This window comes from Burkholderia sp. BCC1644 (assembly GCF_902833225.1).
Classification (GTDB): Bacteria; Pseudomonadota; Gammaproteobacteria; order Burkholderiales; family Burkholderiaceae; genus Burkholderia.
Window position 1 is genome coordinate 35,779 of record NZ_CADFEI010000026.1, and the last position, 23,912, is coordinate 59,690.

Annotated in this window: 21 protein-coding genes and 1 pseudogene; 8 read left to right on the forward strand and 14 right to left on the reverse strand. The window is 66.4% G+C overall.

Going from position 1 to position 23,912, the window contains the following annotated elements; all coding sequences use genetic code 11:
- Positions 1 to 30 precede the first annotated feature (30 nt).
- From HWX87_RS34275 to HWX87_RS34295, 5 genes are all read left to right on the forward strand, one after another.
- Positions 31 to 645, forward strand: coding sequence for a LysE family transporter (locus tag HWX87_RS34275; protein WP_176051301.1), 615 nt, complete (start codon positions 31 to 33; stop codon positions 643 to 645).
- Between the two features lie 517 nt (positions 646 to 1,162).
- Positions 1,163 to 1,534: a DUF6697 family protein gene (locus HWX87_RS34280; RefSeq protein ID WP_176051302.1), complete on the forward strand. Its 372-nt coding sequence runs from the start codon at positions 1,163 to 1,165 to the stop codon at positions 1,532 to 1,534.
- 58 nt (positions 1,535 to 1,592) lie between these two features.
- Entirely contained in the window at positions 1,593 to 1,811 is a 219-nt protein-coding gene (locus tag HWX87_RS34285; RefSeq protein WP_244137809.1) for a hypothetical protein, read from the forward strand.
- Between the two features lie 131 nt (positions 1,812 to 1,942).
- Positions 1,943 to 2,464: a PTS sugar transporter subunit IIA gene (locus HWX87_RS34290; RefSeq protein WP_176051303.1), complete on the forward strand. Its 522-nt coding sequence runs from the start codon at positions 1,943 to 1,945 to the stop codon at positions 2,462 to 2,464.
- 48 nt (positions 2,465 to 2,512) lie between these two features.
- Entirely contained in the window at positions 2,513 to 3,406 is an 894-nt protein-coding gene (locus HWX87_RS34295) for an acetylglutamate kinase (RefSeq protein WP_176051304.1), read from the forward strand.
- A 57-nt stretch (positions 3,407 to 3,463) separates the two neighbouring features.
- On the opposite strand, the gene HWX87_RS34300 is transcribed toward HWX87_RS34295, so the two are convergent.
- From HWX87_RS34300 to HWX87_RS34335, 8 genes and pseudogenes are all read right to left on the reverse strand, one after another.
- Positions 3,464 to 5,464, reverse strand: coding sequence for a family 2A encapsulin nanocompartment cargo protein cysteine desulfurase (locus HWX87_RS34300; RefSeq protein WP_176051305.1), 2,001 nt, complete (start codon positions 5,462 to 5,464; stop codon positions 3,464 to 3,466).
- Positions 5,439 to 6,371 carry a family 2A encapsulin nanocompartment shell protein gene (locus HWX87_RS34305; protein ID WP_021156739.1) on the reverse strand — a complete coding sequence of 311 codons (933 nt, stop codon included), beginning with the start codon at positions 6,369 to 6,371 and terminating at the stop codon, positions 5,439 to 5,441. The genes HWX87_RS34300 and HWX87_RS34305 overlap by 26 nt, the downstream gene beginning before the upstream one ends.
- A gap of 136 nt (positions 6,372 to 6,507) precedes the next feature.
- Entirely contained in the window at positions 6,508 to 6,729 is a 222-nt protein-coding gene (locus HWX87_RS34310) for a helix-turn-helix transcriptional regulator (RefSeq protein WP_059237663.1), read from the reverse strand.
- An 8-nt stretch (positions 6,730 to 6,737) separates the two neighbouring features.
- Complete coding sequence (epsC, locus tag HWX87_RS34315; protein ID WP_176051306.1) at positions 6,738 to 7,679, reverse strand: serine O-acetyltransferase EpsC; 942 nt, start codon at positions 7,677 to 7,679, stop codon at positions 6,738 to 6,740.
- Between the two features lie 28 nt (positions 7,680 to 7,707).
- Positions 7,708 to 8,178, reverse strand: coding sequence for a rhodanese-like domain-containing protein (locus HWX87_RS34320; protein WP_176051307.1), 471 nt, complete (start codon positions 8,176 to 8,178; stop codon positions 7,708 to 7,710).
- Positions 8,179 to 8,543: 365 nt separating this feature from the next.
- Positions 8,544 to 9,944: an amidase family protein gene (locus HWX87_RS34325; protein ID WP_176051308.1), complete on the reverse strand. Its 1,401-nt coding sequence runs from the start codon at positions 9,942 to 9,944 to the stop codon at positions 8,544 to 8,546.
- A 76-nt stretch (positions 9,945 to 10,020) separates the two neighbouring features.
- On the reverse strand, positions 10,021 to 10,812 hold the full coding sequence (locus tag HWX87_RS34330; protein ID WP_176051309.1) for an alpha/beta hydrolase: 792 nt from the start codon (positions 10,810 to 10,812) through the stop codon (positions 10,021 to 10,023).
- Between the two features lie 84 nt (positions 10,813 to 10,896).
- A pseudogene (locus HWX87_RS34335) lies at positions 10,897 to 11,226 on the reverse strand (DUF4148 domain-containing protein); the annotation flags it as partial.
- A 563-nt stretch (positions 11,227 to 11,789) separates the two neighbouring features.
- Between HWX87_RS34335 and HWX87_RS34340 the strand changes: the two are divergent.
- Together HWX87_RS34340 and HWX87_RS34345 are read left to right on the forward strand one after the other, a co-directional pair.
- Positions 11,790 to 14,102 carry a hypothetical protein gene (locus HWX87_RS34340; RefSeq protein WP_176051311.1) on the forward strand — a complete coding sequence of 771 codons (2,313 nt, stop codon included), beginning with the start codon at positions 11,790 to 11,792 and terminating at the stop codon, positions 14,100 to 14,102.
- Positions 14,103 to 14,236: 134 nt separating this feature from the next.
- A complete protein-coding gene (locus HWX87_RS34345) occupies positions 14,237 to 15,580 on the forward strand; it encodes a virulence factor (protein ID WP_176051348.1) in 1,344 nt (447 codons plus the stop codon).
- A 299-nt stretch (positions 15,581 to 15,879) separates the two neighbouring features.
- On the opposite strand, the gene HWX87_RS34350 is transcribed toward HWX87_RS34345, so the two are convergent.
- From HWX87_RS34350 to HWX87_RS34370, 5 genes are all read right to left on the reverse strand, one after another.
- On the reverse strand, positions 15,880 to 16,425 hold the full coding sequence (locus tag HWX87_RS34350; RefSeq protein WP_176051312.1) for a cytochrome P460 family protein: 546 nt from the start codon (positions 16,423 to 16,425) through the stop codon (positions 15,880 to 15,882).
- Positions 16,425 to 17,468: an alpha/beta hydrolase gene (locus HWX87_RS34355; RefSeq protein WP_176051313.1), complete on the reverse strand. Its 1,044-nt coding sequence runs from the start codon at positions 17,466 to 17,468 to the stop codon at positions 16,425 to 16,427. The genes HWX87_RS34350 and HWX87_RS34355 overlap by 1 nt, the downstream gene beginning before the upstream one ends.
- Positions 17,469 to 17,726: 258 nt before the next feature.
- Complete coding sequence (locus HWX87_RS34360; RefSeq protein WP_105389756.1) at positions 17,727 to 19,106, reverse strand: tripartite tricarboxylate transporter permease; 1,380 nt, start codon at positions 19,104 to 19,106, stop codon at positions 17,727 to 17,729.
- Positions 19,106 to 19,603: a hypothetical protein gene (locus tag HWX87_RS34365; protein ID WP_176051314.1), complete on the reverse strand. Its 498-nt coding sequence runs from the start codon at positions 19,601 to 19,603 to the stop codon at positions 19,106 to 19,108. Before HWX87_RS34365 ends, HWX87_RS34360 begins: the two co-directional genes overlap by 1 nt.
- An 87-nt stretch (positions 19,604 to 19,690) precedes the next feature.
- Entirely contained in the window at positions 19,691 to 20,977 is a 1,287-nt protein-coding gene (locus HWX87_RS34370) for a hydroxymethylglutaryl-CoA reductase, degradative (protein ID WP_176051315.1), read from the reverse strand.
- Between the two features lie 163 nt (positions 20,978 to 21,140).
- On the opposite strand from HWX87_RS34370, the gene HWX87_RS34375 reads away from it, so the two are divergent.
- Positions 21,141 to 22,526 carry a PLP-dependent aminotransferase family protein gene (locus HWX87_RS34375; protein WP_176051316.1) on the forward strand — a complete coding sequence of 462 codons (1,386 nt, stop codon included), beginning with the start codon at positions 21,141 to 21,143 and terminating at the stop codon, positions 22,524 to 22,526.
- 53 nt (positions 22,527 to 22,579) lie between these two features.
- Here the strand turns inward: HWX87_RS34375 and HWX87_RS34380 are convergent, their stop codons facing one another.
- A complete protein-coding gene (locus tag HWX87_RS34380) occupies positions 22,580 to 23,857 on the reverse strand; it encodes an epoxide hydrolase family protein (RefSeq protein ID WP_176051317.1) in 1,278 nt (425 codons plus the stop codon).
- Positions 23,858 to 23,912 lie beyond the last annotated feature (55 nt).

Genomic DNA, 23,912 nt, shown 5'->3' on the forward strand with positions numbered 1-23,912 from the left:
AAGCCGGCTCATCCTCCCCGAAGCGCTCCCATGCCGACTCTCCTCGACACCCTGCTCCCGCTCGCCGGCGTCCAGCTGCTGAGCGTCGCCAGCCCCGGCCCGAACTTCGTGATCGTCACGTCGACCGCCGTCGTGTCGCGCCGCGCGGGCGTGATGACGGGGCTCGGCCTCGCCGCCGCGTCCGGCACGTGGGCCGCGATCGCGATTGCCGGGCTGAGCCTGCTCGTGACGCACGTCGCGTGGGTCCACACCGCGCTGCGGCTCGCGGGCGCCGCGTACCTGATCTGGCTTGGCCTGAAAATGATCGTGACCGCGCGCAAGCCGTTGCCCGTTTCCGCGCCTGCTGCTGCGTCCGACTGGAACGCCGCGAAAAAGGGCTACGTCGTCAGCATGACCAACCCGAAATCCGTCGCGTTCTACGGCAGTATCTTCGCGCTGATGGTGCCGGCCCATGCGCCCGCGTGGCTCGATCTCGCAGTCGTCGCACTGTCGGTCGCGATCTCCGCCGCGTGGTATTGCGCGATGGCGCTGCTTGCGTCGCACCCTTCCGTACGCAGGCTGCTGGTCCGGCGCAAGGCCGTGCTCGATACGACGGCCGGGTTGCTGCTGATGGGCGTTGGCGGCCGGATGCTGGCTGGACGCTGATTCGCGGCGCACGTTCCTCTCCTGGTCATGCCGACCGTGCAGGCGCATGGCTGTGGGCCCGCGGCGGCGCACACTACACGTTCCTGGGCACACCTTGCCGCACCGGCACGCATCTCCGGCCGTGCACGTAGCGGGTACTTCACGTCCCTTTACGACCTTTTTACTTGCGCCCGCGAATACGCTCACTAGAATGAGTTCGCCATCCATCACCGAGCACGCAACATGCGCATCCGAAGTCCTCGCCCGCCGAGTTGCTTTTCTGCCTGACAGGCAGGACGCCTGCGTCTCGCTTTCCCGAGCCACCGTCCTGCCGCCTGGCGGACGGTGCGCGCCGTAGTCATTCCCGTGCACGCCTGAACACGACGTCGATGCGATAACCGCGCATCGCGAAGCGTGCGCTCGATCATGTGTGCGCGGCATATCGCGCGCAACGACGCATCATCGCTCCGCCGATCCAGTCCATTTACTTTGCATCCCTGATTTCATGCTGGGAAGTTTCCGTTTCCGGAGCCCGTTCATGTTCGAGATCGACAAGCAGTACACACGCGAATTCATCCACACCGCCTGCGGCGGCAGCAAGCAGGGATTCCTGCCGACGAAGAACGGCAAGGTCGTGGCCGCCTGCCTGCGCACGGACCTCAACCCGCACGCGCCCGACGTCATCCTCTGCGACGGCAGCGCGTCCGCGCGCTCGGCCGGCAGGACGCTCGCCGCGCAACGCGATGCGATTCCGGTGTTCATCAAGATGGCAACCGACGCCTATCGCTTCGTCGGCCGGTACGTCGTCAGCGAATCGCTCACGGCGCCGCTCGACTGTGCGCCTTACGTGCGCAACAGCGGCTTCACGGCCGCGCAGATCTCGCGCGTGCTCAAGCTCGAGCGCAGTTGACACGCTTGCGCGGCGCATCGCGCGCCGCGTCCCGGTCGTCCTTCATACAGGAGCAATCATGCTTGGCCTGACGTTCTGGAAACACGTGATCGGCGCGCGGACCGATGCAATCCGCGACAACAGGACAATCGCGCACGGCCGGCACCGCCGGCTGTCGAGAACGCTCGTGCTGACCAGCGCCGCGGTGGCGTTCGCGGCGATCGCGTTCGGTGCGCCGGTCGTCGGCATTTCGGTCTTTCTGCTGACGACGTTGCCGTTTGTGCTGTCGGGTACCTGAGGCACCGGTATCGGGCACGGTTCCAACCGCGATCGATACGAAATTTTAATACCAGGCCCCTACGTCTCTGACACCGTCTTTACGCGGTTTTGTCTAGGATTTCCGTGTCATCCCGACACGGAGAGATCCGCATGCAAACGCAGCAGGCCGCCGCCGGCGGCCAACCCGACCTTCCCCACCGACGCGGCGGCACGCCGCTCGCGACCCGGCTGGCCGACGCCTGTCCGCCGGAGCGCATCCTGCTCGACGTCCCGGTGGAAAGCGCGATCCAGCTGTTCGACCTCGTCGCGCGCCATATCGAGCGCACGAGCGGCGTGTCCGCCGAACGGATCCGGACCGAACTCATCAGGCGCGAGCGACTCGGCTCGACCGGTCTCGGCCAGGGCGTCGCGATTCCGCATGCGCGCGTCGACGGGCTCGGCTCGGCCGTCGCACTGTTCGTTCGCGCGCTGTACCCGTTCACGTTCAACGCACCGGACCGCAAACCCGTGCGCGAATTCATCGTGCTGGTCCTGCCGCAAGCGGACGACCGCGCGCACCTCGAACTGCTCGCCGACGCGGCGCGGTGTTTCAGCGAGCGCCCGTTCCGGCAGGCGTCGCGCGACGCGCAGACGCCCGGCGAAATTCACCGGCTGATGCAACACACCCACTGATGCCGCACGACGCGGCGACAGGCACTCCCTTCATCCTTTCGGATTCCCATGTTCCCAGACCCTGAAAGTCCCACTCCTGCGTCGCGGCGCGTAGCCGGCCTGGCCCGCTCGCTGCCGTTCATGCAGGCCCTCCACGGGCAGACCGTCGTCATCGTCGACGATGGCGCCGCGAACGACGCGCGCACCCGCGCGGCCTTCGCGCAGGATGTCGCACTGCTCGCACTCACCGGCGTTCGTCCGATCGTCGTCCAGGGCCGGCCGGCCGAGTCCGATACGCATTCGGTCCACACCGCGCACGCCGCGATGGCCGCCATCAATCATGAACTGGTGCGCCTGATCGGCAGTCACGGCGCCAGGGCGATCGGCATCGACGGTCACGACGGCGGCCTGCTGGTCGCCAGCGCGGAACCCGACGGCACCAACACGAGCGAGGTCGCGCGGTTCGACGGCGCCGCGTTGAATGCCTTTCTGGAAAGCGGGTTGGTGCCGGTCGTGATGCCGGTCGCACCGGACGACGCGGGTCACGACCACCTGCTGCGCCCGGAACGCCTCGGCAGCCTGTTCGCGCAACGCACGGGCGCGGTCACGCTGGTGATGATGGTCGGCAACGCGTTGCTGCACGAGCTTGGCGAGCTTGCCGGGCTGTATGGCATCACGGAACTCGAACAATGGCTCGCCGAGCATCCGGCCGCCGATGCGGCGCCTTGCGTGCGGGAGGCACTCGATGCACTCGCGCACGGCGTGCAGAACGTCCACCTCGCCGATATCGGGCAACCCGAATCGCTGATCGACGAACTGCTGACGGAGGAAGGATCGGGCGTGGTGTTCTGTCGGCGCGGCAACACCGACCTGCTGTCGGAGACCCGCCGCTACTTCGCCGATTCCGCATGCGTGCTGCGCGACGGCTTCAGCGTCGAGAAGAAACCGGTCGTACGGTTCTGACCGGGTAACAGGAAAGCGCTTGCGGCGCCCCGAACGGGCCGCCGCAAGCGTGCAACCTCAACGACGCGTCGCCAGTCGCCGCACGACACGCACCAGCGCATCGACCTCGTCGCACGTGTTGTAGAACGCAAGCGACGGGCGCACCGTCGCCTCGAGCCCGAAACGCCGCAGGATCGGCTGGGCGCAGTGATGCCCCGAGCGCACCGCGATGCCCTCTTCGTTCAGCGCCTGCCCGACCTCCTCGGTTTCATAACCCTTCAGCACGAACGACAGCACGCTCGCCTTGTCGCGCGCCGTGCCGACGAGCCGCACGCCCGGCACCGGCGCGAGCACGCTCGTCGCATACGCGAGCAGGTCGTGCTCGTAACGCGCGATGTTCTCGATGCCGACGCGGTTCACGTAGTCGAGCGCCGCGCCGAGCCCCACCGCATCGGCGATGTTGCCGGTGCCGGCCTCGAAACGATTGGGCGGCGGCTGAAACACCGTGCGCTCGAACGTCACGTCCGCGATCATGTTGCCGCCGCCTTGCCACGGCGGCATGTCGTCGAGGATCGCGCGCTTGCCGTACACGACGCCGATCCCGGTCGGCCCGTAGATCTTGTGCCCGGAGAACACGAAGAAATCCGCATCGAGCGCCTGCACGTCCACGCGCATGTGCGAGATCGACTGCGCGCCGTCGACGAGCGCCTTCGCGCCCGCGCGATGCGCAAGCTCGATGATCTCCTTCACCGGCACGACCGTACCCAGCGCGTTCGACACCTGCGTGACGGACACGATCTTCGTGCGGTCGTTGAGCAGCTTCCGGTATTCGTCGAGCAGCACCTGCCCCGAATCGTCGACCGGAATCACGCGCAGCTTCGCGCCTTTCTGCGCGGCAAGCTGCTGCCACGGCACGATGTTCGCGTGATGCTCGAGGTTCGACACGACGATCTCGTCGCCTTCGCCGACGTTCTGCACGCCCCACGACTTCGCGATCAGGTTGATCGCCTCGGTCGTGCCGCGGACGAACACGATCTCGTCGGGCGACGATGCGCCGATGAAGCGCTGCACCGTTTCCCGCGCATGCTCGTAGGCATCCGTCGCGCGGCCGGCCAGCGCATGTGCCGCGCGGTGAATGTTCGAGTTCTCGTGTGCGTAGAAGTAGGCGAGCCGGTCGATCACGGCCTGCGGCTTGTGCGTCGTCGCCGCGTTGTCGAACCAGACGAGCTGCTTGCCGTTCACGCGCTCCTGCAGGATCGGGAAATCGCGGCGGATCGCGTTCACGTCGAACGGCGGATGCGCGCCGCGATGCAACTGACCTTGCGGTTCGGCTGCGTGCGTATCGTCGATGAAGTAACGCGGCACGTCGGCGCCCGATGCACGCGACCCCGGCACGTCGCGATGCACGGCGAGCAACTCGCGCAGCGCGTCGTCGCCCGGCAGCCCGAACGCTTCCGGCGACGCAAGGCCGTTCGACGGCACGACGATATCCTGCGGCGTCGCCTGCCAGCCCTGCAACGAACCGTCGGTGAAGTAGTACGGCGACGCCTTCGCCGCGCCTTCCGGTGCCGGCGCATTCACCTGCGGCACGCCCAGCGCCGCGCCGCCGACACGCGGTTCGAGCGCGGGCGCGATCGACACGGCGTTGTCGGGCAGCCCGTTCTGCGCGGCCGCATGCGGCGCAAGCGCCGGTGCGCGGTTGCCGAGCGACAGCACGTGGGTCGGCGCGGACGGCGCAAGGTTCGCGCCGGGTACCTTGCCCTGCGGCAGCGCGAGCCCCGGCACGCCGGTGCCCGCTCCGCCCGGCCCCGCGAGCGGCGAACCGCCCGGCACCGGGTTGCTGACCGACGCGAGGATCGGCGCGGCGGCCGGCAACGCGGACGGCACGCCGCCGGCCGCACCGCTGCCGGCCGACAACCCGGGCGCGGTGGCCTGCCCGGGCGGCGTCGAGAAGAACTCGGACGCGAGCCGCGCAAGCGTCGCGGGATCGGGCAAGCCGGCCGGCAACGGCGCGTGCGGCAGCGCGTGCGCGTCGCCGCCGGCCAGGCCGGGATTAACGGTAGGTGTCGGGATAGTCATGGAACTTGGCGATTTCGACATCATCGAGGACAGCCAGCGCATCCGGCGAATGGACCGCGAGCGAGCAATACAGCGAGATCAGGTACGACGCGATCGCCTGGTTGTTGATCCCCATGAAGCGCACCGACAGGCCCGGGCCCTGCTCGCCCGCGACGCCCGGCTGATACAGGCCGACCACACCCTGGCGCTTGTCGCCGACACGCAGCAGCAGGATCTTGGTCTTGCCGTCCGCAACGGGCACCTTGTCCGACGGGATCAGCGGAATGCCGCGCCACGTGAGGAACTGCGAGCCGAACAGGCTGACCGTCGGCGGCGGCACGCCGCGCCGCGTGCATTCGCGGCCGAACGCGGCGATCGCGAGCGGGTGCGTGAGGAAGAACGCCGGCTCCTTCCACACCTTCGTCAGCAGCTCGTCGAGATCGTCCGGCGTCGGCGCGCCCGTCAGCGGGAAGATCCGCTGGTCGTCCGTCACGTTCGCGAGCAGCCCGTAGTCGGGGTTGTTGATCAGCTGGCTTTCCTGCAGTTCCTTGATCGTCTCGATCGTCAGGCGCAGCTGTTCCTTGATCTGGTCATGAGGACTGCTGTAAAGATCGGAGATCCGCGTATGCACGTCGAGCACCGTGCTGACCGCATTCAGGAAGTATTCGCGCGGCTGTTCCTCGTACGGCACGAAGGTCTGCGGCAGCACGCTTTCGTCCTCGAGCTGCGTACACGCGGCGCGCACGGCTTCCGGGTTCTTCACCTGGTTCAGGCGATAGATGCCGGCCTCAACCGGCACCCATTGCAGCAGATGGGTCAGCCAGCGCGGCGTGATCGTGGAAAGCTGGGGGACGGTCTTGGTAGCGTTCGCTAGTTGGCGGGCGGCGTGATCGCTCAGCGCGGCCGTGCCGCTTGCAACGGTCGACATGTGGGGCTCCGGGTTCTTAAGATGAAAAACGGGATTGCTTATGACGCTGGGTGATTATCGGAAGCTCGCCCCTGCCGGCTCAACATGCTATAGCCGTCAGGCGGTGCAACCGAACGGGAAACGGTGCGACGCGGCCTCAGGTGACGTACACGCCCGGCAGCAGCATCGAGATCGAAACGTCGAACGCGCGCGCGATCTTGTCGGCCGTGACGATCGACGCGATCGCCTCGCCGCGCTCGATCTCGCCGACATACGAACGGTTCAGCCCCGCGTGCTCGGCCAGTTGCTCCTGCGACCACGTGCGGGCTTCGCGCAGCTTGCGCACGTTGGCGCCGAAGTGATGGATGAGGTCGCTCATCGCGCCTCCTAGGCGACCCGCGCCGCCGCGCGCGGCGCGGCGTTCGCTTCGCTGCGCAGCACGGCCTGCGTGACGTTTTCGCCGGCCGGCACGTCCTGCGTGAGCCAGACGTTGCCGCCGATCACCGCGCCGCGTCCGATCGTCACGCGGCCGAGGATGGTCGCGCCCGCATAGATCACGACGTCGTCCTCGACGATCGGATGGCGTGCGAGCCCTTTCTCCAGATGGCCGGCCGCATCGCGCGGGAAGCGCTTCGCGCCGAGCGTGACGGCCTGGTACACGCGCACGCGCTCGCCGATGATCGCCGTCTCGCCGATCACCACGCCCGTGCCGTGATCGATGAAGAAGCCCGCGCCGATACGCGCGCCCGGATGAATGTCGATGCCCGTTTCCGCATGCGCCTGTTCGGCGATGATCCGCGCAAGCAGCGGCAGGCCGAGCCCGTACAGTTCGTGCGCGAGCCGGTGGTGAATCATCGCGAGGATGCCCGGGTAGCACAGCAGCACCTCGTCGACGCTGCCGGCTGCCGGATCGCCGTGGAACGCGGCCAGCACGTCGCTGTCGAGCAGCCGGCGGATCTCGGGCAATCGCGCGGCAAAGGCCTGCACGGCTTTCGACGCCGCGTCATCGACGCGATCGGGCGGCGGCCCGTCGGCATTGCGCTGGCGCGCCGCGTAACGCAATTCGAGCGTCACCTGCGCGAGCAGCGCATTCAGCGCCGCGTCGAGCGCATGGGCCACGTGGAAGTTCTCGCTTTCCTGCCGAAGATCCGGCGGCCCGAGCCGCATCGGGAACAGCACGCCCTTCAGCGCGCCGATGATCTGCGCAAGCGCCTCGCGCGCCGGCAGGTCGCGCCCGCCCGGTTCGAGCGAGCGCCGCTGCTTCTCGCGCCATGCGCGGCGCACCGTCTGCAGCGATTGAACGATGTCGTCGATGTCGAATGCGGCCATGCTGCTTTCTCCCTGTCCCGGCCGTGAATCAGTCCTGCGCCCACGGCAGCCCGCGCAAGCGCCAACCGTTCTGGCTACCGCGATGCTGCCGCTCGTCGAGGTCGCCCTCGAAGCCTTCGAGCACATTGAATACCTGCGTGAAACCACCCTTCGTCGCGGCCTCGGCCGCCTGCGCCGAGCGGTTTCCGCTGCGGCACAACAACAGCACGACGGCCTCCTTGCCGGTCTTCGCTTCCAGCTCGCGCACGAAGCGCGGGTTGCGCGTCAGGCTCGTGCCGGTCGCCCACGGCACATGCAGCGACTCCGGCACGTGGCCGACGAATTTCCGTTCCTCCGCCGTGCGTACGTCCACCAGCAACGCATCGCCGGCCGAGAACAACGCCCACGCGGCTTCCGGCGCAACGCCGCCCGCATAGGGCGTGCCGGCCGCCACCGCCGCCGCGCGCGCGTCGTCGAGCGCCTGCTGTGCAGCGGTTCGTTCTTCCAGTCCAACCGTCATGACACTTCCTTGTTTTCGTAGATTCGTATGAACAAAAACACCGGGAATTCGGCCGTTGCAGCTTGCGTGCTGTCTATAGCCGTCAGCGCCACTATGCGAGTGCGCTCGGGTAAGCAGAACCAATAAAAATTCATTTCCTAATCAGCGCCGCGGGGAATGCAATAGCAGACGCGCGCTATCGGCGCGGGCTCGCTGGCGGGCTGGAAATGCGGGACGAGGGCCGCTCGATGTCATGCATCGAAGGGTTTGAAAGGAAGAGAGAGACGATCAACGCGGCGCGCGCCGCGTTGTCATGGAATCCGAAATGGAACGACTGGCAGGTGCGAATGGCACATGCATCGCCGATGCATGCGCCCATCAGACCATCACGACAGCGGATCGACCGGCACGATCGGCACGCCACGCGCTTCGATGTCGCGCCCGGCGAGCAGACACAGATCCTCGCGATGATGCGTGGCCACCACCTGCACGCCCACCGGCACGCCGTTCACGAGCGACGTCGTGACGGCCAGCCCCGGCAACCCCATCGCGGGCAGCGCGCGCAACGTGAGTTGCGCTTCCCATACGCGCTCGAAGCCGTCCGGCCCCTGACGGTCAAGATCGTCGGCGAACGGCAGTTCCGACGAAACGGGCAGCAGCAACACCGGATATTCATCGAGAAACAGCCGCCATTGCCGCGTCAGCGTCGTGCGCCGGACCAGCGCCCGGCTGATCACGTCGGCCGGCAGGTCGCGCACCTTGCCGCGCACCGCGGCAATCACCGCTGCCGCGCCCGGATCGCCGTCCTGCTCGACCGAATTCGCCAGCGCATCGAACCCGTCGCCGAGCCATAGCTGCTCCTGCAACAACGCGGCTTCGCGCATCGGCGGCGTGTCGTCGATCTCGTCGACGGTCCAGCCCGCATCGACCAACCGGCGGGCGGCATCGCGCAACGCGGCTTCCACTTCGGGCACGACCTCGAGGCCGCGCGGGCGCACGCACAGCGCCGCTCGTTTCGGCACTTCGCGCCCGTCGAACGGCACGGCCACGTTCCATGGATCGCGCGGGTCCGGCGCGGAGAACGCACGCAGCGCGAGCGACAGATCGTCGATCGTGCGCGCGATCGGCCCCGCCGTCGACATCAGCTGCGCGCCGATCGCACGCTCGGGCGACGACGCATTGAACGCCGGCACGCGGCCGAGCGACGGCCGGATCCCGTGCACGCCACACGCATAAGCCGGGTAGCGCACCGAGCCGCCGATGTCGGTGCCGACCGCCAGCGGGCCGATCCCGGCCGCCACCGCGGCCGCCGCACCGCCGCTCGATCCGCCCGGCGTCAGCGACATGTTGCGCGGATTGCGTGTGTGGCCATGCACGAGATTCGACGTGAACCAGCGCAATGCGAACGTCGGCGAATTGGTGCGGCCCAGCAGGATTCCGCCAGCCTTCCGGATATTGGCGACCACCGGGCTGTCGGCCTGGGCGATCAGGTTTTCCTGCAGGCGCGTGCCGTTGGTCGTCGCAAATCCCGCCTGATCGATGTTGATCTTCACGGTGACGGGCACGCCTGCGAGCGGCCCCGGATCGTCGCCACGCGCGAGCGCGCGATCGACTTCGTCGGCCTGCCGTCGCACGTCGTCGGGGCGGTGTTCGACCACCGCATTGATCGCCGGATTCACTGCATCGAGACGATCGAGCACGGCGTCCGCTACTTCGCGCGCGGACACTTCACGCTGACGCACGCGTTTCGCGAGTTCGGTTGCTGAAAGTTGCCAGAGTTCGGTCATGACTTCTCCTCGTGGAAAGACATCACAAACGCTCACGGCGCCGCGCTTCCTCACGAAAGCACGGCACCGCGTTCACTCACTGCGTATCCTGCTTCGCGCGTTCGGCGGCCGCGATGATCGCGTCGGCCACGGCCTTCGGCTGGCTCAGCATCGCGACATGGCTGCCGTTCACGCGCGCAACCGTCGCACCGATCCGCTTCGCCATCGTTTCCTGCAGCGCCGGATCGATCATCTTGTCCTGCGTCGCGACGACGAACGTCGACGGCTTCGCATGCCACGCGGCCTGCGCGACCTTCTCCGAGATGCAACCGCTATACCACGGCCCCTGGGTCGCGGCAACGATGCGCTGTTGCGCGGGCGGCAGGTCCGGCGCGAAATCCTGCGCGATCGCCTTGTCCGACAGACGGGCGAAACCGCCTGCATCCTTGCGCAGTTCGCCGGCCCAGGCCGGCGCCGGCAGCCCTTGCGTGACATCGGCGATCGACTGGCCGTTGTCGGGCGCGAACGCCGCGACGTACACGAGCGACTTCACCTTGTCGTCGTTGCCCGCATCGCTGATCACGACGCCGGCCCATGAATGGCCGACCAGCACGACCGGCCCCTTCTGCTCGTCGATCGCGCGCTTCGTCGCGGCCGCATCGTCGGCGAGCGAGCTCAGCGGATTCTGCACCGACACCACGTGCAGCCCGCGCGCCTCGAGCAGCGGAATCACGCGGTTCCAGCTCGACCCGTCAGCGAACGCACCGTGCACGAGCACGACGTTCGTGCCCTTCAGGTCTGCCGTCGGCGCAGCCTGCGCCGCGACCGCACCGAACAGTCCGCCGATCACCGCGGCGGACACCAGAACGCGTTTCATCAAACCGGCCATCGTCATGCTCCTTTCTCTGTCGTGTTGTTCAAATGAAGTGCTGCACCGAAGGCCGCGCCTGCATGCAACAGGCGCGGCACTCGATCACGAATGCGCGTACAGGTCGTCGGCCGCGTTCCGTGCGGAGCGCGATTGCGTCGCGTCGCGATGACCGGCGGGCGTCGACGCATCGGCCACGTTGTCGCCTTGCGACTTCGACGGGCCGTTCTGGTCGGAACGCGCAACCTGCAACGCAGCGATGATGTCTTCCGGGTAGTGCGGTTCGCTGCGCGCCGGGTTGTAGCCGGCCTGTTCGAGGCGGACGAGTTCGGCTCGCACGTCGGCACGCGTGAGGCCGTGGCCGGTATCGGCGAACGACAAAACGGGAGCGACGGCGAGGACGGCAACGGCGAGGATTCGAGCGGCTTTCATGAGCGTTCTCCTTGAACGAAGTAGGTCAGTCGATCATTCGGCATTCGATCCAGATCGTCTGGCATCGAACGTTTCCTGCATGTCGACAGTAGAACCCGCCCACGTATCTGCCATGTTTCCGAAGCGTGGTCTCGGTGCAATCCGATGTTTCCGGAGCAGCGCTAGATACAGTGCGATACAAACTCGCCGGATTCGCCACGCAAGTACGGACGATAGCGACTCGATCGCTCCCGGATAAGGACGCGACACCGTGTGCAAGTGCGTCGTACGGCGGCGCCGGCGGATAACGGGCCTGACAACCTCAACGGATTGAGAGACTGCTCGCTTCGGCCGACCTGTTTCGGTGATGGAGTCGCACGCCTGATCTCCGTCACGAAACACATTCTGACAATTTCCGTTCGTCGCCATCGCCCCTGAGCGCATTTTCCCGGCATCGGCATTTCGCACACGCGCCATTTCGTTATGCTCGACGCCGCTCTCCGTTCCAGATTACTTCGGACACTTATCTGTTTGTTTCGTATAAGTCCGATAACGGTTGAGCGTTGAATGTCTGCTCAGGAGTATGGATGACCGATTCACTTCTCGATCCGCGACCGGCGGCGGATGTGCGCACCGACGAACCCGCGGCACCGGCCGCTACGCCGGACGCAACCACATCGCGGCCGGCACCGCCACCCATCGTCGTGGGCCGCGTCAAGGGTGTGACGATGTTCGCAAAAGACACGCGGCTCATCTGTGTCAAGCAGATGCCCCTGCCCGGTATCGTGATCTTCGTGCATGGGGTGAACTCCGAGGGAGAATGGTTCGAAGCATCGGAGGACGGGCTGTGCAAAGGCCTGAATCGCCGGCTCGGTCGCCTTGACGATCAATTGAAGTATCGCGGCATCGACGCGGGACAAATGACGCCCGCGAAGTACACGGAGAGCGTGACGCCCGATGGGTTTCTCAATCCGATGCTTTGGTCCGGCAACTACATCAAGCCCGATCCGTCGTTTTCACCGGTGATTCATTTCCGTTGGGGCTATCGGGCGACCGCGGCGGAACTGAAGGAATACGGCGACAAGATCTTTCTGAACGAGCAGGACTATTGGGGCGGCGGTCCGTTCACGAACGGCTGTTCGAGCCTGCCCGATCTTTGGCACGGTGGCCTCGACGACCGGGCAGCCGGATGGATCACCGTGCAAGGCATCAACCCGACCAATCGGCCGCTGTATCGCGCGCCGCCCCGCTCCTATGGCGTGCTCGCTGCGTTGCGACTGGCCAGGCTGATCGAGTCGATCCGCCGGATGCAGGCCAACGTACCCATTACGGTCGTATGTCACAGCCAGGGCAACATCGTCGGTCTGACGGCGGCGTTCTTCGGCGACGCATTGCCCGATGTCGAGGATCCGTGGGGGCGCAAGGGCCATTGCGTGGCGGACGCCTACGTGCTGGCGAATGCCCCGTACAGTTTCGCGCGTGCAGACGGTCCGAACAGCTCCGATACGTTCATGGACACATGGTCGCAGCGCGCGACGAAAGACGCCGACGGCCGGCGCGGGCGACAGACCTACGCCGCGCGCACGATGACATTCGGCAAGTTTCTGTCGATCGTCGAAGCTCGCAAAGCGCATGAACTGCCGGCAGGCAAGATCGACGAAGACATGGCGAACGAGCGGGTATCGCCGACGAGCAACAGGTCATATGCAGCGCAACAAGATCGCGACCGGCACGGCCTGAATCGATCGACGTATGGCCGCGTCACGGCGTATTGCTGTCCGCACGACCAGGTGATTTCGGCGGTGACGGTTCAAGGCATCGGCTGGCGCGGCATCGGCAAGCACGAACTCGACGATATCGGCGCGTCCGGCATCCTGACGCAGCGCGTGTTCGCATCCGGCTTCGACGTCGGCGTGCAGCAGCCCTATCGGTATTGGGAAGATGACTGGCGGCGTATCCAGAAAGGGAAGACGCCGGGATTCTGGTATCCGCCGTCACCCCCCGCCAAATTCAGTCTCGTCGGCGCGCTCAAGGGGAACGAAAGCGTTTGGGGAATGGCGGCCACGCTTGCCACTGCGCCGTTCATGTTCGTCGTGACCGGGATCAGTTCGGCATTGAACATGCTCCGTGTGAACGCCGACCCGCCGGCAGGCTGGACGGTTGTGGCGGACGCCCCGACCCTCGACGAAACCTTCCCGCCCAAGGCGTTGCGATTCGGCAACCCGATCGAAACGAAAGACGGCGACGCGATAAGCGACTTCAACGAAGGCAACGATCCTCCGGCCGCATGGCGTGACGCGAGCAAGACCGATGCAGACAAGCGGGCCGATGATCCGTACGACCAGTACGAGGCAAAAAACCAGGATAGCGTCGCCCAAGGTACGGCAAAAACCGAGGCCGGGCAGCGTTACGAAGACCGTGCGTTGATGCGGATGGAAGCGCGTCGCACGCTGAACACCGAATGGCTCGATGGCGACGGTCACGTGATAGGCGAGGACGGTAAAAGCGAGATGCCAGACGGCTACAAGGAATGGCGCGACAAGCAAATTGTCGATTGGCTCGATCGCGGGGCCACCAATAACCCGACTAACCACTCTACGACGATGACCAACCCCGATCACGCAGAAAAGGCGCTTGCTTACGATGTGGCTGTGGGCCTCTGCCATCTAACGGAGCAGCAACTCAGATCGTTGCGCATGGAGGCGGATTGGCGGATGAAGGAAGGCATCCCCGACGGCAATCCGAGAGAGAAGTACTTCGACTATTTCTCGCGCGGCAAACTTGACGATCTACCGATACAGGAATGGGTGCATGTGGAAAACGGTGAAGGAAATATACCCGACGCGATTGTCGATGAACGTGAAGGGGAGTTTTATCTGAAGGTCGGAGGTGCGTTTTGAAGGCACTGATCGCAACATGGCCGCGACGTGTCGCCGTCGCCATTTCGGTATGGCCCGTCGTCGCCGTACTCATGGCCTCGCTGATGACGCACGTCGAACAACCCTACCCGGCCCATCTGGACATTGGAGATTGGATGAAACGATTCGTTGTCGTACCCGCCTTGGCTGCGCTGATGGTATTCCTGTTTCTCACGGCCATGACGCGTCCTGCACAAGCCGCGCCTGCCCTGGAGCCTGCAGGGAATACGGCGCTTGAAGATGAAGCATCGGCGAAGCCGTTCGTCGCGCAGGTTGTCGGCCTGATCTGGATGAATCCGTTGCACCGGAAGGACTACCCGACCGAATGGCAATTGTTGTGGACGCAGGGGCTCGCCGCGCCAAACAAGAATGACGATATGGTCCGCACCGAACCGAAGATATTTACCACGCTGCAATCGGTAGCGGGTATCGCGTATGGAAACGAAGGCCAGGAGACGTTCAAGGGCTTCTACCACAAGTACATGTACAGGTTTCCTCTGCTGCTTCTCTCGCGCTATGCCTCAAATCCAAAATACTTCTACACGGTGAATCCCGACAACAAGAAGGATTGGCGGGAATTGGCAGGCATTCGCGTCGAGCTTGCGATCCCGGATCGACTCGAGGCTGACGACTCGCAGAGCTATTTGCAAAACTCGATTCGAAAGACGTTTTCGATCGGCAATCGGTATTTCCCGACGATGTGGAGCCGCGACACGCTGCCTGACGTGCAACTCACGCAAGGCGGCGCGAACGCCGGCTTCACGGCGCTGAACAAGGCGTTGGACTACTTGCGGGACAATCCAGACAAGACCGTGTGGGTGGTGAACTGGGACGCGCCGAATTTTCCGCCGGTCGACGCGCAGATCAACGAGAACCTCGTCGTGCTGTTTCTCGCCGGCCCGAACTTCGATACGCAGCGCGAACCGCTCGCCTGGATCGGCAAGGCCGCCACCGGTAACACGCAAGCGTTTTCGCCGAAGGTCGGCACGACGCGGATCGTGCAGGCGTGGAAAGCCACCATCGGCGAGGCAGCGCGCAATGCCGGCATCGCGGTCCCGGATCTCACGTACATCGTGCACGACGCAGGGAAAGGCAGTGACGCAGCCTCGTCACGTCTCGTCGCACTCACGCAGACCCTGACGGAAACGCTCCCGGAATACGATCACCGGCAACAGACATTCAACACGGCAGCCCTGCTCGGTGACATGGGAACCGGCAGCGCATTGACCGACGTTGCGCTGGCGATCGGCCGGATCAATCACTTCGGCGGTAACGCATTGGTCGCCGGCACGACCGACCCGGCGCATCCCGTCGCGGTCGTCGTCAGGCCGCCGTCGACGCTCACGCCGATCGATCCGGACAAGGATTGGTTCCGCGCGCGTGGCGGGAACAATGCCTACCTGCCGTGGTGGGGACGCCGGCACGACACCAAATACGGAATGCAGGGCTATTCGTGGTGACGCAGATGACTCGGAGGCGCGAGCCGTTCGACCGGGATCGCGTCGCCGCGTCACGCACGGCAATGGTCACAATACGGGAATCGCGCGGGTAGGCGACGTTCCCCACACGGCAGCCGGATCGAATCCGGAGCCGGAGCCGGAGCCGGAGCCGGAGCCGGAGCCGGAGCCGGAGCCGGAGCCGGCACGAGCAAGGTCATGGGGCGCGCAGTCGCGCGCCATTCACCACGGATGATGGGGCGGCAATGAACAGCGTGCCTCGCGGGGCACGCGTCCGCTGGCTTCGCCGCGCCCACGCGCCGTCACGGCGCAAGCCGCGTGAACACGTAGTCGTGGTTCTTCACCAGTGCCTGGTGACACGCAAAGCACGTCTTATGCTGGCCGGTATCGGCCGGCACGCCGTTGATGAAGCGCCCGAAGCCCCAGCCGCCCGTCGATGCATAACGCCGCGAATCCTTCACCATCACCTGCACGGTCGTCGGCTTGCCGGGCACCGTCGCCGACGCGAACTCGTCGGACTGCTTGCGCTTGTACGCGAGCTTCACGAGGATCGTGCCGTCCGGAAACGGCAGCGTCGCCTGTTCGAGCGCGCGGATCGCAACGGGATTGCCGAGCACCACGCGCAGTTCGTCGAGCGGCGCGGCCTCTTCTGCCGGCGCGACCATTTCCCACTTCCGGTAGCCAGGTGGGATCGTCACGCCGTAGATCGGCGATGCTGCCGCGTCCGGCTTCGGTTGCTCCGCGAACGCGACCGGCCCGCTCGCCGACAGCGCGCCGCCCAGCAGCACGCCCGCGACGAGCACGCGGCGCGCGCCGCGCTGCAATACCCCCATGCCAGCAGCCCGCATCAGAGATGCTCCACTTGCAGGATCGCATCGGCAAACGCCTGCGGCGCTTCCTGCGGCAGGTTGTGGCCGATGCCGCCGGTGATCGTCCGGTGCTGGTACTTGCCGGTGAATTTCTTCGCGTACGCGGCCGGTTCCGGATGCGGCGCGCCGTTCGCGTCGCCTTCCATCGTGATGGTCGGCACCGTGATCGCCGGGCCGGCCGCAAGACGCCGCTCGATGTCGTCGTATTGCGCTTCGCCCTTCGCGAGCCCGAGGCGCCAGCGATAGTTGTGGATCACGACGGCCACGTGATCGGGGTTCTGGAACGACGCGGCCGAGCGCGCATAGGTTTCGTCGGAGAACTGCCACTTCGGCGACGCGAGTTGCCAGATCAGCTTGTTGAACGCATCGCGGTTCGCCGCATAGCCGAGTTCGCCGCGCTCGGTCGTGAAGTAGAACTGGTACCACCACTGGAATTCGGCCTGCGGCGGCAGCGGCTTGCGATTCGCCTCCTGGCTGCCGATCAGGTAGCCGCTTACCGACACCAGCGCCTTCACGCGCTGCGGCCACAGCGCCGCGATGATGTCGGCCGTGCGCGCACCCCAGTCGTAGCCGCCGAACACGGCACTGTCGATTTTCAGCGCATCCATCAGCGCGACGATGTCGACGGCCGTCACGGCCTGCTGGCCGTTGCGCACCGTGTCGGCCGAGCGGAACGTCGTCGAGCCGTAGCCGCGCAGGTACGGCACGATCACGCGATAGCCCGCCTTGACGAGCAGCGGCGCGACTTCTGCGTAGCTGTAGATGTCGTACGGCCAGCCGTGCAGCAGGAACACCACGGGGCCCTTCTTCGGCCCGAGATCCGCATATCCGACGCTGAGCACGCCTGCGTCGATCTGGTGGATCGTGCCCAGCGACGCCACGCCGGCTGCACGCTTCCCGGTCGATGCATCGGGGGCGGACTGCGCACGCGCCAGCGCGCTGAACCCGAGGTCGGCGAGGCTCAGGCTCGCCAGCGTCGTGCCCAGGATCAGGCGGCGGCGGGTGTTCACGGTATCAGGCATGACTCGTTCTCCATTGTCGATCGCTAAGGAAAGGGCCCGCGGCACGTGCGGGCAATCAGGTGTCGCCGTTCGCAGCGGCGGCGCATGGCACCGCGCCGCCGTGTGAATCGCTTCACCGGTTTTATATCCGAACCATCCGGAGGCTTTGTATCTCAACGTATCCGTGTGCGAACACGACACACGGCGATTCAAAAATCACGCGAGAGACGACGTTTTCGGGCGGCCGCGCGGCACACGCGGCGCCCGTGCGCCGATATGTCAGAACAGCTTGGCGATCGCGGGCACACTGAGCACCGCGACGTAGTAGCCCATGAACTGCACGCCCGTGTTGAACGCGAACAGGCGCGACAGCATCCCGCCGAACAGGCCGATCGTCACGATCACGGCGAGCCCCAGCAACTGCCCTTCCCAGACGCCGATCACGACGATCAGCCCCGCGAAGGTCGCGATGATCGCCTCGTGGCTCAGCTTGCGCGCGACGAACGACGCCGCACGGTGCGCATGGTGCATCGCGAGCGGATACGCGATCAGCGCGGCCAGCAGGATCGACAGCAGCCCGTAACCGAGGAACTCGGGCCAGCTCATCAACGTATGCAGGTTGTGGATCTGCCCGCTCGCCGCATCGACCGTGAAGCGCGGCGGCGCATTGAACAGCGGCGCGGCCGGGCCGGCCGCCACCGGGCTCAGCGGCAACCCGAACGCAATCAGCGGAATCAGCGCCTCGGCGATGTAGGTCGCCTCCGTCACGCCGTTACGCGCGGCGATCACCGTCGTCAGGCGCTGATAAGCGTGACGCACGCGCGCGCCGACGATCTCGCCCATCAGCACCGTCATCGCGACCGGGCTGAACACGAAGGTCGCGCTCGACACGGCGGCCGTGCCGACCGTCCACGCGACCTGCTCGCGGTCGAGCACCTTCAGCGGATTCGGGAAATAGCCGCGCCAGCTTTTCACGTCGGGGGCGAGCACGAACGTCGACGGCCCGTCGCGGCGCATGCGCCGCCGCTCGGCCGGCGACAGGATCGAGAACAGGTCGGCCACCAGCGGCCCGATCGCGATCCCGAGGAAGTAGCTGACGCTCAGCTTCACGCCGTAGTGGCCCGTCAGCGCCTGCAGCCCGACCACCAGCATCACGAACGGCACGAGCAGCAGCACCGACGCCCAGCGCCCCGCCGAGAAGTACGCAATGCCGACGGCCGCCGCGAGGAACACCCACGGCGCGGCCTTCGCGATCGCTGCGCCAAACGGCGCGAGCAGCGATGCGAACAGCACCGCGAGCGGCAGCGCGACGAACGCGGCGACGATCGCACCCGAGATCATCTTGCGCAGCGCGATGTGCGGCACGCCGAGCGCACGCAGCAGCGTTGCCTGCTGCAGCAGCGGCGCGGCCATCGTGTCGCCGGGAATGCCGAGCAGCGCGGTCGGGATCGAATGCGTGATGTGCTTGGCCACCGCGCCCGCGAGGAAGAACGTGAAGACGCCGGCGGGCGGCACGCCGAGCAGCGCGACGAGCAACGTCAGCGGCGCGATCGTCGTCGTTTCGTCGGTGCCGGAGATCAACCCGATGCCGGAGAACACGATCGCGCCGAGCAGCCCCATCGCGAACGCGGCCGGCAGCGCATGCAGCAGCGCGTCCATCAGCGGCCTCCCGCGCGTGCGCGCCCGGACGATGCGTCGTATGACGCGAACAGGTCGAGCAGCCCGAGCTCCTCCATCTCGGCACGCGCGCTGGCCGACAGGTCGCTCGTCGAGCCCAGCCCGCCCGATGCTTCGGCGAGCTGCCGGAGCGCCTCGTCGCGCTCGGCACCGCCGGCTGCGTGTTCGATCACGGTGCGCTTCGGCTTGAACAGCACCGCGCAGATCGTGCCGGCCAGCAGGCAGCCGCCGAGGCCGATCAGCATTGCGTAGGCACGCGCAATCGCCACGTCGTGGACGAACGATGCGAGCACGACGCGGCCGATCTCGAACGCGCCGAGGCTGATCGCGATGCCGAGCAGCACCGACCACGCAAGATGTTTCGTCGCCACCGTGTCGCCCCACACCTCGACGAGCGTCGAGGCCGCCGCTTCGGCGCCGGCCAACGGCCGCGCGCGATCCGGCGCGGTTGCGACCGCGCTTGAACCGGTCTGTTCCATGTGTCTCCTCCTGGATTGATATGTCGCCGGTCTGGCCGGCGTGGCGCGCTGCACGCCGCACGGTTCGCGCGGCGCGCAGTCCGCGCGTCAGCCGCCGATGCGGCCCGCGAGCAACTCGACCGCGAAGTCGGTGCGCACGTCTTTCGCCGCGACCATCTGCTGCGCGATCCGTTCGATGTCCGCGCCGGTCGCACCCGCCGCGACGGCGATGTTCCGCGCATGCAGCGCCATGTGGCCACGCTGGATGCCCTCGGTCGCGAGCGCACGCAGCGCACCGAGATTTTGCGCAAGCCCGACCGCGACCGCAATTTCGCCGAGTTCCTGCGCGGATGTCACGTTCATGATCTTCAGCGCGAGACGCGCGAGCGGATGCGTCTTCGTCGCGCCGCCGACGAGCCCGACCGGCATCGGCATCTCGATCGTGCCGACGAGATCGCCATTGGCGGCCTTCTCCCACGTGGTCAGCGACGTATAACGACCGCTGCGGCTCGCGTACGCATGCGCGCCGGCCTCGACCGCGCGCCAGTCGTTGCCGGTCGCGACCACGACCGGATCGATGCCGTTCATGATGCCCTTGTTGTGTGTCGCCGCGCGGTACGGGTCGGTGGCCGCGAACACGTACGCGTCGATCACGCGGTCGATCACGTCTTCGCCGGAATAGGCGTCGGTCGCGAGCGTGGCGGCCGAGTACCGTACCTCTGCACGTGCCAACCGGAGATCCGCCAGGTTGGACAGTATCCGCAACCGTACCTGGCCCCCGGTAATCGCTTCGATCCGCGTCGCGACGGTTTCGGCCATCGTGTTGACCGTGTTCGCGCCCATCGCGTCGCGCACGTCGACGATCAGGTGCGCGACGACCATCGCGCCGCGCGGCGTGTCGGGGAACACATGGACCTCGATGTCGCGGCAGCCGCCGCCGAGACCGACGAGCACCTTGTCGCGGCTGTTCGCGAGGGCGATCAGCTCGGCCGCGTGCCGCAGGATCGCGAGCCGCGCGCCGTACGGATCGTCGACGCCGATCACCTGCACCTGCGCGCGCATCAGCGGGCCGCTGCTCGACGTGCGGAAGCCGCCGGCCGCGCGGGACAGTTTCGCCATGTACGAGGCGGCCGCAACGATCGACGGCTCCTCGACGGCCATCGGCACGATCACGTCACGGTCGTTGATCCGGAAGTAACCGGCCACGGCCATCGGCAGCTCGAACGTGCCGATCACGTTCTCGATCATCCCGTTCGCGGTATCGAGCGGCAGCGCGCCGGGTTTCGCGAGCAGCGCATGCTCGGCATCGTCGAGCCCGACGGCGCGGGACAGGTGGGACAGGCGTTGCTCGGGCGTGAGTGAGCGGAAGTTCGGCAAGGCGGAATCGGTCGGCATGATGGGTCTGCTGTTTCGGGGTGGCGGTGTTGCCCGTCGGCGCTTGCGGCGGGCAGCGGATAGCCGAATAATAGTCACGCTGTACCCAATGAAAAGGTACAGAACGCGCAGACAGTCACCCAACCGTACCCATGACAGTGGACCCGCCCGACGGAACATTCCGATGAAACAGCGTGCAAAAGCCAGCCTGTCTGGCGCGATGGCGGACAATCTCGCCAGACAGATCGAGGAAGGCGTGTTGCCGGCCGGCGCGAAGCTGCCTTCCATCAGGGAATACGCTGAGGCGTCCGGCTGCTCGAAGAACACCGTGATCAGCGCGTTCGAGATGCTCGCGGCCGACGGCCTGATCGAGCCGCGCCGCGGCTCCGGCTTCTTCGTCACGCGGCGCGCCGCGGCCGCACCCGAGATCGACGAGCCGAGTTCGCTCGACCGCGCGATGGACATCGTGTGGCTGATGCGCGAGCAGCTGCACGTGAAGCCCGACGTGCTCAATCTCGGCGAAGGTTTCCCGCCGATCGAGTGGCTCGAGGAAACGCGGCTGAACCAGTACCAGCAGCGCATCATGCGCACGAGCGCCGCGTCGCTGTTCCGCTACGGCAGCCGCTTCGGCTACCTGCCGCTGCGCCAGTCGCTGCAGCAGAAGCTCGCCGGCTACGAGATCGAGGCGCCGCCCGCGCAGATCGTGCTCACGCATGGCGCAAACCAGGCGATGGACCTCGTGCTGCGCTACTTCGTGCGCCCCGGCGACACCGTGCTCGTCGACGATCCCGGTTACTACCCGCTGTTCGGCAAGCTGAAGCTGAGCGGCGCGAATATCGTCGGCGTGCCGCGCGAAATCGACGGCCCCGACGTCGCTAAACTGGCCGAACTGATCGCCGAATACCGGCCGAGGCTGTTCTTCACGCAATCGGTCGGGCACAACCCGACCGCGACCGATACGAGCGCGGCCAAGGCGCACCGCATCTTGCAGCTCGCCGACGCGCACGATCTGATCATCGTCGAGGACGACGCACTCGCCGACCTGCGGCCGCGCTCGCTCACGCGCATCGCGACGCTCGACCAGTTGCGCCGGACGATCTATATCGGCAGTTTCTCGAAGTCGGTGTCGGCTGCGCTGCGGGTCGGTTTCCTTGCGTGCAATGCCGCGCTTGCCAGCGATCTCGCCGACGTGAAGATGCTGACGCACGTCAGCAGCTCCGAATACTGCGAACGCACGCTCGACGCGATCGTCAGCGACGGACACTTTCTCAGGCATACGAATCATCTACAGGAGAAACTGCGGCGTGCGACCGGCACCGCGCTCGATGCGCTCGGCCGTCTCGGTGCGGAGGTCTATCGGCCCTGCGACCAGAACCTGTATCTGTGGGCCGCGCTGCCCGGCTGGCCCGATTCGATGCAGCTCGCGCAGGCGATGCTCGAGCGCGGTGTGATCCTCGCGCCGGGTGCGGTGTTTTCGCCGCAGGCGGACCGTCCGTCGAAGTATTGCCGGTTCAACGTCGCGTATCTCGCGGACAAGCGGTTCGCGCAGTCGTTGAGTGCGGTCGCGTAGAAACTAACGCGGGCCGTACAACCACCGGCCCGCATTCACTGCACCTGCCCCGCTTACGCGCGCCGCAACGGCCTGAACCCCGCCCGCACCTCACGCGCAAACAATTCCGGCTCCTCCCACGCCGCGAAGTGCCCGCCCTTGTCGACTTCGTTGAAGTAGATCAGGTTGCGATAACTGCGCTCGGCCCAACTGCGCGGCGCTTGATAGATCTCCCCCGGAAACACCGTGATCGCGGCAGGCAACGCGATATCCACCGCGTTGAAGTTGTTCGAGTGATCCTCCCAGTAGATCTGCGCGGCCGACGTCGCCGTATTCGTCAGCCAGTAGAGCGAAATGTCGTCGAGAATCTCGTCGCGCGGAATCGAGCGCTCCGGCACGCCGCCGCTGTATGTCCACTGCGAGATCTTGTCGTACATCCACGCGGCCTGCCCGGACGGTGAATCGGCGAGCGCATAACCGACCGTCTGCGGACGCGTGACCATCATCGCCGAGTAGCCGCAGTTGTCGCGATAGAACGTCGCGAGCTTCTCGTACGCGGCCTTCTCCTTCGGCGACAGCGAAGCCGGCGCGGGCGAATCCGTCGCGAGCAGCGTCGCGATGTCCGGCGGCACCGTCGCCGGCATGTTCACGTGAATCCCGGCCAGCCCCTGCACGCGCTGCATCGCCATCCGGTGCGAGATCACCGAGCCGCAGTCGCCGCCCTGCGACACGAAGCGCGTATAACCGAGCCGCGCCATCAGCTCGCCCCACGCACGCGCGATGTGGTCGGAGCCCCAGCCGGTTTTCGTCGGCCGGCCCGAGAAGCCGAAGCCCGGCAACGACGGCACGACGACGTGGAACGCATCGTCCGCGCTCGCGCCATGCGCGGTCGGGTCGGTCAGCGGGCCGATCGCCTTCAGCAGCTCGAAGATCGAACCGGGCCAGCCGTGCGTCATGATCATCGGCATCGCGTTCTCGTGCCGCGAACGCACATGGATGAAGTGAATGTCGAGCCCGTCGATTTCCGTGATGAACATCGGGAAACCGTTCAGGCGCGCCTCGCCCTTGCGCCAGTCGTAGTCGGTGCCCCAGTAGCGCAGCAGCGCCTGCATGCGCGCGAGCCGCACGCCTTGCGATTCGTCGGCGACGGTCTCGCGGCCCGGCCAGCGCGTCGCGGCGATGCGGCGGCGCAGGTCGGCGACGGCTTCATCGGGAATGTGTGCGGTGAACGGACGTATGCCGCTCGCGCCGGTTGCGGCATGCAGCGCGGTGGGCAACATCGCCGAGACCCCGGCGGCCACGGAAGTGGCCAGCAGGTGGCGACGCATCGGGGAAAACGGTGTGGAAGACATCGTTCGGCATCTCCTTTCGTGAAGTGGAAAGTGAACATGCCGCGCGCGGGATCGC